Below are 15,289 nucleotides of genomic sequence, written 5' to 3' on the forward strand. Positions count from 1 at the left end.
AACTTTGCATCATACTAATTGCATATATGCAATTAGTATAATAAAGAAATTAATTTTTGAGGGTTAAATAATGTCTTTTTTTTTATTCTTCATTCATAATCATTGACTTTGTCGAAAAAAAAAACGTAACTTCGCTTCATAAGAATTGCATATATGAAATTCTTATATTAAAAAAAAATAATTCTCTCTCTTTTCCTAATTACTATCACTGTTATCATTGACTTTCTAAATAAAAATGCGTAACTTCACACTAAGTAATTAATTGCATATATGCAATTAATTACTTAAACGGACATAAAATTTGACTTTGTCAAAAAAAAAAATATAACTTTGCAACATACTAATTGCATATATGCAATTAGTATATAATAAATATATGGCTAAATTCGAAAAATATACTTTTGAAATTGAAGATGCTTTAGAAGATAATGCTTATAAAGTGTTTACCACAGAAGAATTTGAAAGATTAGTCTCATCAATTAAACAAATTAAAGGAATAAAAAGTGCTTCAAGAAAAAAAAATTAAAGAATTTCTTCTTGAACAATATATAGTTCAAAGTAGACTTCAAGGTCAATCAAGTTCTGAATTCTATTATCTAAAAGATAGTAAAATTGATCAATATGATATTGCATCAACTCGATCTAGATCTGCTTTTTTTAGTCACTACTCTGCATTATCGATACATAACTTAACAATACAACTTCCTAAGCAGATATATTTAACTTGGGAGAGAAAAGGATTACGTCATCAAAATGACACGTTTTTAATTCAAGAAAATGTTGACACTGCCTTTAATAAGACACCCAGAATAACTCAGGATAAAAGAAAATATAAAGGGTTTACAATTAACTTCATTAATGGTCAAAACCACAATCTCTTAGGAGTAGAAACTTTTAGAAATAATTATTTAGTCTCAAATATCGAAAGAACATTAATAGATGTTTCTGTAAGACCTTTTTATGCTGGTGGGATTACTCAAGTTCTCCAATCTTTTGAAGAAGCTAAAGATAAATTAGATACAAAGAAAATATATGACTATTATGTAGAAATGGATTTTACTTATCCATATCATAAAGTCATTGGTTTTTATTTAGAAAAAGCAGGATATAATGAAAAAGACTATGAACCATTTCTTGATATGGATTCAGACATTGATTTCTATTTAACATATAATATCCTGCACAAAGATTATAATAGCAAGTGGAAGCTATTTATTCCGAAAGGTTTTTAAATTGACTGGCTATTTTTAATAGTTCGTCAAAATAATAATCATAATCTTTTAATTCTTCATCCGCAGAAACAGTCTGTATAACTCTATTCCAATCATCTCTGTTATGTTCTCTTAAACTTTCCAATTTATTAATTAATGATAAAGGTACTTTCTTCGCTTTGAAAATTTCCCTCAGAATATCTTCTTCTAACTTTAATTCTGCTTGATTATAGATGGTGTATATATCATATACATCTCTAGCTCTTTGTTTTTCTTTGGCACTAGGTATAATTTCTTTATATTCAGGCATAGTTTGACACAATGCTCTAATCTTTTCCAGAAGAATCATTTCCAAAGTATAGACTCTTAAAAGAATACCTTCAACCTCTTTTGTTGTTGCTGTTTCTACATATTCATAAGCACTAATATCCACCGAATATTGTGTGGAACTATTATCATGAACAGAAATAGCGTTTCTCCTAATGCTATCCATATCATCCCCAAATTCAATAAATTTATCTAGCTTAATAAGCTTAAATAATATGATATAACCTTTCCATTCCGGAATAACATTGTTCTTTGGTTTTAAATCAAATTTAATATCGAACGCTTTTAAATTTTCCTCACGAAATACTCTATTAAGTATCATATCTAATACCATAGGCATTTTCTTTATTTCTTCTTCTGTAAATTCTCTTTCTACCGAAAAATCAATATCTATAGATCCTCTGTTTGTTATTTCATATGCAAGTTGTAAAGCATTCCCTCCTTTTAGAACTAAAGAATGCATAAGAAACTCTTCTGACATTAAGGCTCTTAATGTCAACATTTTAATTTTGTTTATGTCCATGATTATTTAATAATATTTCATTGATAAATAATGATAAAAAACTAAAGATATTAATTAAAATTAATATTGACCACTGTAACGAAAAACGTTCGTTTTATGAAACATTTAAACAATTATATTTTTTTGTTTAATAACAGTCTCATTTTCCGTTTTATTTAATAGTTTTGCAAATAAACCTTTTTTAAACTAAAATTATGATTGTTGGATATGCTAGAGTTTCTACCTCTGATCAAAATATCTCTACGCAAGTTGAAATTTTGAGAGAAAAAGGATGTGAGAAAATTTTCACAGATATTGCCAGTGGGGTGCGTGAAGATAGAACCGGGCTGAATGAGATGCTTTCTTATCTACGAAAAGATGATATAATATTAGTGTACAAGACAGACCGTATTTTTAGGTCTCTTAAGAATATGATTGACTTAATAGAAAAGTTCAATGAAAAAGGAATTCTTTTTAAAAGTATCACTGAACCTGCATTTGACACAACATCAGCAAATGGAAAATTTATTATACAGATTTTTGGTGCAGTTGCAGAATTTGAAAGAAATCTAATTAGTGAAAGGACTAAATCTGGATTGGAAGGAGCAAGAAAAAGAAAAAAACTTTTAGGTAGGCCAAAAGGCTCTAGCAAATCAAGTATCGAAAAATATCAATATGCAAAACATCTGTACGATAATAAAAAAATTTCAATTGATAAGGCTTGTAGACAGGCAGGAATAAGCAAAGCAACATTTTATCGTGTTGAGAAACAAAATTAAATATAATCCTATTGTAAATAATAAATTTAAAACAAAATAAAAGGATACCTTCTACATACATGACTAAAGAAAAAAAAATACAGATATCAAATTTTCTAAGATGGACAGGATCAAAACGATGGTTTGTCAAAGATCACATTCAGAAATTTTTACCTCATAAATTTAATAATTATCACGAACCCTTCCTAGGAGGTGGATCTGTATTTTTCTTCATAAAACAATTTTTAGTTACAGACCAAAAAGAATTTTATCTATCCGACACTAATAAGGAATTAATAAACGTTTACGAACAACTTAGGGACGGTCCTGAAGATGTAATTAATTGTTTAAAGAAATTTAAAAATAGTAAAGATGATTATTATAAAATAAGGAATTATAACCCTAGAATAAATTCAAAAAAAGCGGCCAAATTTATATATTTGAATCGTACTTCTTTTAACGGAATTTACCGAGTTAATGCTAATGGAATCTATAACGTTCCTTATGGACACAGACCTAATGTAGATTTTGTTACTGAAGATTTACTTAGGAATGTTAGCAAACTATTACAAGGAATTAAATTTTCTACACAATCATTTGAAGAAGCTTTGCTATCTGTTAAAAAAGGCGATTTAGTTTTTCTTGATCCCCCTTATACTGTAGCACATGAAAATAACGGGTTTATTGAATATAACCAAAAACTTTTCTCCTGGGATGATCAAGAGAGATTGAAACAAATAATTGAACAAATAATCAGTAGAGAAGCGTTTTTTATACTTACAAATGCTAGCCATCATTCAATTGAGGATCTTTATAATGGCATAGCAAATATTACAGTTCTTTCACGGCCGAGTATAGTGGGAGGAAGATCAAAAACAAGAGGTATATATAACGAACTTATCATTTACAATTTTTGAAGTATGGAGAAACGTGTACTTAAATTAGCAATTATCAGTGATCTACATTGCCATCCAAAAAGAAAAACAGGTGAAGGTAATGATGAATCTTATTTATTAACAGACAAGCTTAGAGTACCCTCTAATGATCATCCTGTAGATGATCTATTGGAAAAAATAAATAATAATAAAATAGATAAAGTTGATTTAACATTGTGCCCTGGTGATTTTACCGACAAGGCAAATCAACAAGGTTTTATTTCCGGGTGGGGTTTCTCATTAGAAATTCACAGAGCATTAAACTCTAAAGAAATAATTGCTACTGTTGGGAATCATGATGTAGACGTATATGCCCAAAATTCAAATTATACATTAGATGTAGCAAAAGGAATAAAAAGAGGATTTCCTATTGAAGATGAAACAGCACAAGACATTTTTTGGTCCAAAGGTTGTGTCATTATAGAGCGTGATATTTATAGAATACTTTTAATTAATAGTACTCATTTTCATTATAATAAAGAATCCTCTAAAAGTGGAAAAGTTGGTGATGCTATGATTGAATACATTGAAAAACACCTTTCTTCAAATGATGATGACAAAATAAAGATTGCTATGAGTCACCATCACCCAATTGATCATTCCATATTAAATCTTGGTGAAGAAGACAAAATTAAAAACGCTGATTCACTATTAAATGTATTAGGTAAATATAAATTTGATTTGTTCATTCATGGTCATAAACATCACCCATTAATTAGATATCATAATACCACTTTACACGGTCATAGATTGCCAATATTTGCTTCAGGTAGTTTTTCTTCTCATAGTAATCTAATGTTTACAAGTGTTAGAAATTCATTTCATTTAATTACACTACAAAAAGATAAAATTTGTAAAGGAGAAATTGATTCTTGGACCTTCTTTCCAAATTCAGGCTGGGGACAGCCAGACGATGAAAGTGGATTTCCATCATACGCAGGATTTGGATGTGAAAAAAATATTGAAGACCTTGCAGAAAGTATAGATAATATAATGAAAAGCGAAGGAAAAATGACATGGAATGATCTAGTAAAGCAGGTTCCTGACTTAATACATTTATTACCAGACGAAGGAAAAAATCTTGAAAAATTATTGTCTGACAAACAAATTCATATGGATAAAAGTTTAAGAGCTAAGCCAACCCAAGTATATAATCTAGCAAAGTTATACTCATGAGAATAGATGACATATATCCTGCTTATAATGCAAGGCATTTAAATCCAAATGAAGTAGGTGCTTCTTTCATATGGTCTGCAAATTTTGAAAAATTAATACAAAACGGACACTCTGTGATATTAGGAGCGAGAGGTTGCGGTAAAACAACCTTAATGAAAATGCTTACAATTCCTGCCTTAAATTCATGGAGAGATAAACGAGCTAGTAAGATTAGAAAAAGCATTCCATTTTATGCTATATATATTTCAACAGATATATATTGGGATGTTAAAAATCACACCTACAGTTCTCAGTTAGAAAAATTCGAAAATTTTGATCAGATTATTTCATATTTTTCAGTGAATAGTAATGTATTTACCTCTCTCTGTGATACATTTTCCTATATCATTGATGAGTATGAACTTAATGATGAATCAAAAGAAATTGAACTTTGCAAAGCTTTAATAGAGGCTTGGAAGTTAACTCAGGTTATACCAAAGCTTGTTTATATAAAAGAAGCTTTAAATAAAAGGGTAGATGAAGTTAATCAGCTAGTCCAGCAAGTAATTTTTAATTATAAAAAGGGGGATATTATTCCACATCCATCATATTTCAATTTAAATTTTGAGACTTCTGTCGAAGCAATTATTCCAATTTTTGAAAGAATTTATAATCTAAACGATGGAAAAAAATGGGCACTATGCTTTGATGAGTTAGAATTTGCCCCACTATGGTTACAGCAGAAGCTGTTTCGATCTCTGCGAAGTAGAAAACAATTTTTATTATACAAATTAAGTGCAAGTCCAATACTATCCCTAGAATTAGAAAAGTTATTGCAATCTGAGTATCCGGCTACATCTGGAAATGATATGCAAATTATTAAAATGTGGAATTCAGGTGATAATGAGACTTTTTCAAGCCAGATAATTACTTCTCTTTTGAGAAAAAAATTTCCCGGTAAGAAAGGCATAGACTTCTTTGGATCAAACGAAGTTTATAATAGTTCAAACTTATATACTAAAGGGTCCTCATTTTTCAAAAAGATTATTGAATTAGCTAAAAAAGATCCTTCCTTCAATGATTTTTTAAAGGACAGAAATATCGATCCCAACAATCCTGTAATAAACGATAAAAAACTTAAAGACACTATATTCCGAAAAATTAAACCCATCGTATATTTTAGAGATTTTTACATCGATGAGATCAGCAAAAATAACAATAAAGTAACCTATCGAAGTAGAAAAAAGGGAAACGAATTATTTTTTGGACTTGAGGTTTTATCAAAAATTTGTGATGGAAATCCAAGATGGTTAATAGGTATTATAACTTCAATACTATTAAAATCGTCAGAAAGTGGCGCTGAAAAAAATTTGCAATTTGATGAACTTCATAGTGCTGCTCTAAGATTTAAAAATGTTATTGCTAATATACCTATTGGTAATAACACCTCATATTCCTTAATTGATATTATGGAAAAAGTAGGTTTATATTTTAAAGACCAAGTATTAGGTGAAAAATTTTCAATGGATCCTAAAGGTACATTTGAAGTTGATAGCAAAGAAATACTTTTAACAGATGATATTATTTTTCTTTTAGAAAAAGCTATCTCCCAAGGTGCAATAATTTTGGTAGATTCAAAAGATGATAATTTTGATTTTAGAATTCGTGGAAAGAAATTTAAGCTTGCTTATTTACTGAGTCTTTTATACAACCTTCCACTTAGAAGCTACCCTAGTGTTAAACTTTCAGAATGCTTGAGGGGTATTAAACAAGTTAACCAAAAAACTCTATTTGATTAATATGGAAATAAAATATGGAAAACAAGTTGATATAGATAACATTAATGGAATATCAATAGATCTTTTAATCTTAGCTGGAAACCACGAAAAGAGGATGTTAACTTTATTTGATAAGGTAAAAGATAAAAATGAAATAAAAAAAACAATAATGTTTCGTTTCAAAGACGATTTTAAACCAATATCAAATAATTTTGAATTACAAACTATCAAAGATTGTAATCAAATTTATTATCTTCTCGATAATATTTTCACTAACCATAATAAGGAAAATTTTACTTTACTTGTAGATTATTCTTGTATGACTAAATCATGGTATTATTCTATTATACTGTACTTGTCAAAGAAAAATCTTAAACAAAAAAATATCCGTGTGCTATTTTCCTATACACCTTCTAAATATTCAGAGCCTCTTACACCTAAACCCAATTCTGATATAGCACCATTACCTGGAAAATATGTAATTCCAACTGATAAGCCTAAAGCATTAATTGTCTGCTTAGGATATGAGCAAAATAAGGCAGAGGGTATAATAGAACATTTAGATCCTAAATTCTGTCATATATTTTATACTAAACCCTCATTGGATTCAATGTTTTCAAAAAAAATAGAAGAAAACAACAAAACTATAATCAGTGAAAGAAAAAACCAAATAACCACATATGCTTTTGGAGATTTGCTTAATTTAGAAAGATCTTTGAACGGTTTATATCAGACATTAAAAAAAGATTATAGCATAATTATAGCACCTTTAGGCCCTAAGCCATTTGCTTTAGTGTCAATGATAATGGCCGCAAAATATCCTGAAATAGATATATGGCGAGTTGGTTCTGGATATGATATAAATGAATATGATAGAGAACCATTAGATAATAATTTTTATATTATTAATGACTTATACTTCTCTAATAATTAAATTTAAATACCAAACATAAAATGTGGGCTTTCCATTTTTTATCATCAAATAGAGCTTTCCATTCTCTTTTACTATTGACAAATTCCACAGATTAAAAAATGCAGTAAGTAATAACTTTTGAAAATTACTAAAGTAATTTTCATCTATTGTTATTTTATCATCTTGAATTGTAAATTATCATTTTCTTTTGTAATTGACATCCCCCACCGACAAGTGCGACGTCTGAAATTGTGTGATGCGGAGCTCTAAAGGGACGAACGGTCATTAATGAAGCTTCTGTTCCTACTTTACCTGCTACAGAATGTATTTTTGTAGTCTCCAGCGCTTCTTTCAAGGTTAATGGAGGTAAAATACTCGGAACCCTTTTGGCCAACATTGTTTTTCCGCTTCCGGGAGGGCCAATCAGAATGATATTATGACCTCCTGCGGCGGCAACTTCCATTGCTCTTTTTGCGGTTTCCTGTCCCTTCACTTCTGAGAAATCAAAGGGAAAGTCATTAATTCTTTCCTGGAATTCTTTTTTGGTGTCTAATATTACTTTTTCAATAGGCTTTCCTTCATTAAAAAAATCAATAACCTGCTTTATATTTTCTACACCATATACGTCAAGATCACTTACAATAGCTGCTTCTCTTGCATTTTGAATGGGAAGAATAATTCCTTTAAAACCTTCTTCCCTAGCTTGAATGGCTATTGGCAAGACGCCTTTAATAGGCTGCAGGCTTCCATCCAATGAAAGCTCCCCCATAATGATATAATTCTGAATTTCTTCGGCCAGAATCTGATCTGATGCGGCCAGAATACCAACAGCTATACTCAGGTCATATGCAGAACCTTCTTTTCTCAGGTCTGCGGGAGCCATATTGATGGTGATCTTCTTTCCGGGAATCTTGTAACCTACATTTTTTAAGGCAGCAGAAATCCTGTAACTGCTTTCTTTTATTGCATTATCCGGAAGTCCTACTAAATGATATCCTACTCCGCCGGTATCTACATTTACTTCAATGGTTATCATCTGGGCCGCAACGCCATGAATGGCACTGCCATAAATTTTGATCAGCATGGTGTGTTTTTAAAGTAAATATAATTAATATACTATTTTAAAAATCTGGCAGTTATGCTGATAATTTTCTATAGAAAAAGGATCTCAATAAAAATAAATAGTGATATTCAATAAAGTCAGGATATAGATTGGTAAAACAAAATAGCGAAGAATACATATATCTTCGCTATTATATTTCTTAAATTAAAAATAATTTAATTTTCTAATTTTTTCCAACTTGTCCATGTATTATCATTAAGTGCCTGCCTTGTCCACTTTACACCTAATGGGTCATACGGTAAAAAAGTCTGATAAACAACAGGTTTATTATTGTAATCTTCTAATCTTTCATTTCTGACTAATCCTTTTGTATTCCCAAGATAAGCTTCTGGAAAAACGCCTTCACTTTCAAATTCACTTTTGTGATACAAAATATTTGACGGTATCATAACAGCAGTATCGTAATTATATGAATACCCTTGATTCATAATTGAATAGAAATCAATTTCAGGGATATTCCCAAGATATTCATTTCCTTCAATTATTGCATTTCTGAGATTATCAACACTTGGATTAGTTAAAAGACACATACCAGGATTCGTTGAATTATAGAACTGATTATACTTTATGGTACCAATTGGTTTTGACACATTAAAAGTTATTACATTGGTCGTAAAATTTTTAAAGATGCATTTTATAAAATCTATATATTTTCCGCCACCTACAAAAGAAAGACCCGCAGGGTTATTAACAGTATCAAATTCACATTGTTCAAATAAAACTTTATATGCTCCACCATCACAAACTGACAGAGAATCATTATGAATATTTTTAAAAATAACGTTGGAGACCTTTACTCTGCAAGCAGCATTAAAATATATCGCTCTTTTGGCCTTTAAAACATTTGAGTTTTGAAATACTATACTATACACTCCATTATCATCCTTATCATCATTTGTTAATGGCTCATAATTACCATACACTGTTAATGGGGTATGAACGTCTTCAAATTTACAATTATCAATTTTAAAGCTTTGATAATTTAATCTTTCATTCTGTTGAAAATCAATAATAGATCTGTTTTTTGAAAAAATACAAATTGCTCCCATACCTCCTATATCATTAAAATAACAGTTAGTTATTAATCCATTAGTGGTAATCGTTAAATTGGGATCGTCGGATTCTATATCTATTGCACCAGGCATTCCAACTTCAGTCGTTCTATAAAAATCACAGTTATCGATTATAAATCTATCACAATGGTAAATTGAAATAGCTTGTCGATTAAATTTGTTATCCCCATCGAATTTACAGTTTTTTATAGTAACATTTTTATTATAGGCATTTCTATATCCATCCTGAAACAAGCCTCTACATATAGCAATTCCATCTCCAAAAAACCCTGTAAATGTACAGTTTTCAACAGTAAAATCACTTACTCCGTGTGCCGCAATGTGATGAGAAAGCTCATCAACTTTTGGCTCTTGTCCTGGCTCTGGTTCTGGGGGTTTAATATTCAATGTGAAAAAATTGAGCCCGCTAATTTTAATATTTTTTATTGAGTTTGAGTCGTCTGACTGATTAGATACACAAGCTTCAAAAGCAAAAATTCCATCTGCTGCATCTACAGAGGCTCTATGTTTTGTTAATCCTATTAGTGTCGAATTATTTCCTATAATCTCAATATTTGAGTAGGTTTTAGTCCTAAAATCAATATGATCAACGGCATAGCTGCCACTTGGTATTAATAATTTACCTCCACCTATTGTACTTAAAAAATCTACCGATTTCTGAAATGATAGTGTGTCATTGGTTACAGAATCACCTACAGCACCAAACCATTTTACATTTACTGTATCTTTAATTAAAACCCTTCTATAAAATACATTGTTTATACTCTTGTATATAATATCATCACACATCGCAAGAGTAATGGGTACTCCATTATAAGTAACAGAAGATTCTAAAAAGACTGTCCATTCACCCGTAAATGGATCGTTTTGTTCTATTGTATTCATATTTTGTTATTTTGTTATTACAAATATCAATACAGGCTACGACAAAACTTGACGTATAAAAAGAGAACTTTAAGAAAAGCAGGTATTCAAAATCTTTTTAATTATTAGTTATTACAATTGGCAACAAACAGAGATTTTCCAGACTTCTTTACAGAGATCAACGGCTGCGAAGTACCTGTAATTCTGTCAAATTTCATCAATACATCATTATCATGGTAGTCTTCACTTTTATAGTTTAATTGCTTAGCGGGTACAGCAGGGTTTACATATACATTCCTTGTTTTGTCATATTTATAGTACTTCAGATCAATTTTCTCATTCATATCATCATTGGTATTATAAGCATTATTTACCAGCTTGTACTCTGTATCAAAAGCCATATTGAAAGATTGGTTCATAAATTCCAGTTCTTTTTCATTGGAAAATACTTCTTTTACAGTAGATTTCTTAATAACTTCTTCTGAGCTTCCATTCATATCTGACAATCCTTTTTTTGAAATTTTAAAAACAAAATCATGGTGATACAGACTATCCTGCATATGCTGAACAATAAAATCATTATAATCACCCGTTGGAAAATTATACATCAATTTTGGGATATCCACTTCTAACCCATTTTCATAATTCTTCTCTTCCAACAATGTAATGGCAGACAATTTTTCCTTGAAGATATAGACATTAGGATAGTTGAGACAATTGGCATCATCATTAAAAAGAAGCTGCATTGTATTGGGAAACTCCCCTACTACAATATTACTATTTCCGATACCATCTCCTGTAAAATTAACGCGCATTCCTGATTTTATATCAGGATTTTTGCGGGCATATACATAAAATTTGGCTTCAGGGTTTTTAGGCTTCACATAAAGAAGATCTTTTTCAATAGTCCATGTCCCTTTTATCAAAGTACCATAAGCTATGATCAGAAACGTTTTATTTTTATTGATTACTAAAGCAGCGCCCTTTGTTTGATACACCCCATCAATATTTTCAGCATTTTTTTGAGCATACACGCATAGCGTACAGAATACCATCAAGGGTAAAAACAATTTATTAAAATTCAATTTCATCATTAAATATTTTGATAAATATCGCAAAAAACAGGAAAGAAACCTAGTCAATATTAATACTTTAGAATAAATATGGAGCCTTTTCATTATTGAATAATCAATAAAAAAGGAATATTGAATATTTTACAGGTCAGATCTAAAACACTTTTTATTATCTGACAGCCTGCACCTCATTAAAAAATCCAGACAAAATCAAGTGGAAATAGCCAGAACATAGAGTCAGTAAATATAACGCCGGAATATTCCCATCATAAATTTACTACGCTTTACGATTCATTGACTTTACAAACCGCTCTTTAACTTCCTCTATCACTTAATTCTTTTAAATAATAAACCCTTTATCCCTCTATTTAATCGATGAACGCCTTTAACGGTTTTTTTTTAATTTTCATCTGATAAAACATCCATCTCGTCGAAAATAATTCTTTTCTCTTTCTGTGCTTTATAATTTTGAGGCATAGAAATCAGAAAATAATGAAAAAATCAAGTTTCCTGTGTATCGCACTTCTTAGTGCAACAGCAATAAATGCACAGAATATGCTTAATGGTAAAGTGACCGATACAAGAGGGCAATCCGTTCCTTTTGCGTTAGTAAAAATATATTCTTCTGATAGTAAGACCAATGTTATTGCAGAAAAGATTACTGATGAGAATGGAGCTTTCAGCACACAAGGACTTAATCACGGAACTTATAATGTGATTACCTCTGCAAGTGGATATACTAATTCTTCTAAGGAATTTTTATTGAATAATGCTTCACAAAACATTTCTATAGCCATAGAAAAAGAAAAAGTATCCGGAATTAAGGAAGTAGTTTTGGTTGTTAATAAGAAGAAAACTTTTGAAAGAAAAATAGACCGTTTTGTATTCAATACAGAGAATTCTATTGCATCAAAAGGGGTAGACGGATTAGATGTATTAGCAGCAACTCCAATGGTAAAAGCGGATGACGAAGGAAATATAGAAATTATAGGTAAAAGTGCAGTTTCTATTATGATTAATGACAGACCTGTAAATCTTTCCGGAAAAGAACTTGTTTCTTACCTGAAGACCATCCGATCTGAAAATATTGAGAGAATTGAAGTCATTACTACTCCACCTGCAAAATATGAAGCTCAGGGAAACAGTGGAATCATCAATATTGTTTTGAAACAGAATTCAAGCATGGGCTTCAGTGGAAATATCTCCACCAGCTATCTGAGAAGATCCAGAAATGGTTATTCCAATAATGGTTCATTGAATTATCAGTCTAAAAAGGTCAATACCTCTTTAAGAGTGTCCCAATTCGACAATGAAAAGACAACCACTGAGGACCTATCTATTTATGCAGGGAATATTTTGAAAACGCAAAACAACCGACTGGATAAAACTAAAGGATACAATATCAATTATAGTATTGACTATAAAATCAATGATAAAACATCTATTGGAGCTATCTACAATTTCTCAGACACGGACACTGATGGTGATTCCAAAAATTTATCAAAATATTATCAAGGAAATACTCTTGATTCTACCGTAATTTCAAACTCTTATAATATAAGTAAGACAAAAAACAATCAGTTGAATATTTATTTTGAGAGAAAATTAGACAGCTTAGGCAAAAAATTATATTTGGGCGGAAATCTTTTTGATAGTCGAAACGATAATCCTTTTTCCTTAGCATCTGAATCTAATGCCAACAGTATAAATTATCAGATCAATTCAAACTATAGATACAAAATCTATTCTGGTCAAGTGGATTTATACCTCCCTTTCAAATCATTTGTTGGAGAAATTGGTGGAAAGTATACCCATTTTAACACCAATACCGGGCTAGATTTCTTTATTAATAATAATGATATACCAATGTATGACAACAATAGAAGTAATTTTTTTGATTATAACGAAGATAATTGGGCATCTTATATAACATTTTCTAAGTCATTCACAGAAAAACTGGAGGGTAAAGCCGGCCTTAGATATGAATATACTGTTCTGAATGGAGTGGCCCGCAACAGCACTGAGGTAGACAACACCTATGGAAAGTGGTTCCCAAGTGTTTATCTTACTTATAAAGCAAATAAAAAGAATATACTTACCCTAAGCTATTCTAAAAGAATTACACGTCCTAGTGCAAGAGCGCTAAACCCGACCACTATTTATTTGGATCCGTATGCTTATGTAATTGGAAACCCTTACCTAAAGCCATCTTTCAGTAATAACTTTGAACTTGGATACATCTTTAACAATAAGTTATCTGTAACGGCATATTATCAAATGAGTACTGATAATTTCGGGCAGGTAGTTGACCTTGAAGGAACCAACCGGGTTGTAAAATATCTCAATAATTATGATGAAAATAGTTTAGGAATCAATGCAACCTATTCCAACACATTTTTCAAAAGATGGGATATGTATGCTTCTGTAAATTATGCCTATATAGAATCCAAGGGAATTATTGACCAGGTAAAAGGATTGAGTTCAAACTCTTTATATTATTCTGTGAACAATACCGTTCACCTGAATTCAAGTAAGACGTTTTCTTTTCTTTTAAACTTCCTGAATTTTTTACCTCACACCAAAGGAAACTTTGATTTTGAAAACATATACAATCTTTCATCAGGGCTTAGAGTTTCTCTTTTTGAAAAGAAATTACAAGTAAACATGACCATCCAGGACATCTTAAAAGGAATGAAATTCAGAGGAAAGGCTCATTACACCAATTACTATACGTATTCTGATAATTATTATGATGCAAGAACCTTTAACATCAGTGTTACTTATCAATTTGGAAACAGTAAAGTAAAAGGAAACAACAAGCAAATAAAACTGGAAGAAGTAGACCGAACAAATTAATATTAACCATAAATACTTTAAGAAATGACTCAAGTAGATAAACCTATCGACAACGATTTCTTCGATTTCAACCTTATCTGTGGATAATCAACACGAAGCAAAGGAACTTTTAAAACAATTATTAACCTCTAATACTTTAAGAAATGACTCAAGTAGATAAACCTATCGACAACGATTTCTTCGATTTCAACCTTATCTGTAAATAATTACAACAGAACAAAGGAATTTTTAAAACAATTATTAACCTCTAATACTTTAAGAAATGACTCAAGTAGATAAACCTATCGACAACGATTTCTTCGATTTCAACCTTATCTGTGGATAATCAACACGAAGCAAAGGAACTTTTAAAACAATTATTAACCTCTAATACTTTAAGAAATGACTCAAGTAGATAAACCTATCGACAACGATTTCTTCGATTTCAACCTTATCTGTAAATAATTACAACAGAACAAAGGAATTTTTAAAACAATTATTAACCTCTAATACTTTAAGAAATGACTCAAGTAGATAAACCTATCGACAACGATTTCTTCGACTTCAACCTTATCTGTGGATAATCAACACGAAGCAAAGGAACTTTTAAAAAAATTATTAACCTCTAATACTTTAAGAAATGACTCAAGTAGATAAACCTATCGACAACGATTTCTTCGATTTCAACCTTATCTGTAAATAATTACAACAGAACAAAGGAACTTTTAAAACAATTATTAAC

11 protein-coding genes and 1 pseudogene are annotated in these 15,289 nt (G+C 30.3%); 8 read left to right on the plus strand and 4 right to left on the minus strand.

Going from position 1 to position 15,289, the window contains the following annotated elements:
• Positions 1–376: 376 nt before the first annotated feature.
• Together H5J24_RS22735 and H5J24_RS22740 are read left to right on the plus strand one after the other, a co-directional pair.
• A complete protein-coding gene (locus tag H5J24_RS22735; RefSeq protein WP_232815886.1) occupies positions 377–526 on the plus strand; it encodes a hypothetical protein in 150 nt (49 codons plus the stop codon).
• The gene (locus tag H5J24_RS22740; protein WP_232815887.1) at positions 504–1,232 is read left to right on the plus strand and encodes a type IV toxin-antitoxin system AbiEi family antitoxin domain-containing protein; all 729 of its coding nucleotides are present in this window, start codon (positions 504–506) and stop codon (positions 1,230–1,232) included. The genes H5J24_RS22735 and H5J24_RS22740 overlap by 23 nt, the downstream gene beginning before the upstream one ends.
• Here H5J24_RS22740 and H5J24_RS22745 read toward each other — a convergent pair.
• Positions 1,213–2,061: a nucleotidyl transferase AbiEii/AbiGii toxin family protein gene (locus H5J24_RS22745; protein WP_232815888.1), complete on the minus strand. Its 849-nt coding sequence runs from the start codon at positions 2,059–2,061 to the stop codon at positions 1,213–1,215. The two genes, H5J24_RS22740 and H5J24_RS22745, sit on opposite strands and share 20 nt — an antisense overlap.
• A gap of 194 nt (positions 2,062–2,255) precedes the next feature.
• Between H5J24_RS22745 and H5J24_RS22750 the strand changes: the two genes are divergently transcribed.
• The 5 genes from H5J24_RS22750 to H5J24_RS22770 are packed head-to-tail and all read left to right on the plus strand — an operon-like array spanning position 2,256 to position 7,600.
• The gene (locus tag H5J24_RS22750; RefSeq protein ID WP_089690367.1) at positions 2,256–2,819 is read left to right on the plus strand and encodes a recombinase family protein; all 564 of its coding nucleotides are present in this window, start codon (positions 2,256–2,258) and stop codon (positions 2,817–2,819) included.
• A gap of 59 nt (positions 2,820–2,878) precedes the next feature.
• On the plus strand, positions 2,879–3,715 hold the full coding sequence (locus H5J24_RS22755) for a DNA adenine methylase (protein WP_089690368.1): 837 nt from the start codon (positions 2,879–2,881) through the stop codon (positions 3,713–3,715).
• Between the two features lie 3 nt (positions 3,716–3,718).
• Entirely contained in the window at positions 3,719–4,909 is a 1,191-nt protein-coding gene (locus tag H5J24_RS22760) for a metallophosphoesterase family protein (RefSeq protein WP_089690369.1), read from the plus strand.
• Positions 4,906–6,687, plus strand: a complete 1,782-nt coding sequence (locus H5J24_RS22765; RefSeq protein WP_232815889.1) for an ORC-CDC6 family AAA ATPase — start codon at positions 4,906–4,908, stop codon at positions 6,685–6,687. Before H5J24_RS22760 ends, H5J24_RS22765 begins: the two co-directional genes overlap by 4 nt.
• A 1-nt stretch (position 6,688) precedes the next feature.
• The gene (locus tag H5J24_RS22770) at positions 6,689–7,600 is read left to right on the plus strand and encodes a hypothetical protein (protein WP_089690371.1); all 912 of its coding nucleotides are present in this window, start codon (positions 6,689–6,691) and stop codon (positions 7,598–7,600) included.
• Between the two features lie 187 nt (positions 7,601–7,787).
• Here the strand turns inward: H5J24_RS22770 and H5J24_RS22775 are convergent.
• From H5J24_RS22775 to H5J24_RS22785, 3 genes and pseudogenes are all read right to left on the minus strand, one after another.
• A pseudogene (locus H5J24_RS22775) lies at positions 7,788–8,663 on the minus strand (YifB family Mg chelatase-like AAA ATPase); the annotation flags it as partial.
• A 194-nt stretch (positions 8,664–8,857) separates the two neighbouring features.
• Positions 8,858–10,660: a glycosyl hydrolase family 28-related protein gene (locus H5J24_RS22780; protein ID WP_068940883.1), complete on the minus strand. Its 1,803-nt coding sequence runs from the start codon at positions 10,658–10,660 to the stop codon at positions 8,858–8,860.
• 104 nt (positions 10,661–10,764) lie between these two features.
• The gene (locus H5J24_RS22785; RefSeq protein WP_232815890.1) at positions 10,765–11,733 is read right to left on the minus strand and encodes a hypothetical protein; all 969 of its coding nucleotides are present in this window, start codon (positions 11,731–11,733) and stop codon (positions 10,765–10,767) included.
• A 471-nt stretch (positions 11,734–12,204) separates the two neighbouring features.
• Between H5J24_RS22785 and H5J24_RS22790 the strand changes: the two genes are divergently transcribed.
• The gene (locus H5J24_RS22790) at positions 12,205–14,568 is read left to right on the plus strand and encodes an outer membrane beta-barrel family protein (protein WP_082811033.1); all 2,364 of its coding nucleotides are present in this window, start codon (positions 12,205–12,207) and stop codon (positions 14,566–14,568) included.
• The last annotated feature ends 721 nt before the right edge of the window (positions 14,569–15,289 follow it).

The sequence above is a fragment of the Chryseobacterium capnotolerans genome, from assembly GCF_021278965.1.
Taxonomy (GTDB): domain Bacteria; phylum Bacteroidota; class Bacteroidia; order Flavobacteriales; family Weeksellaceae; genus Chryseobacterium; species Chryseobacterium capnotolerans.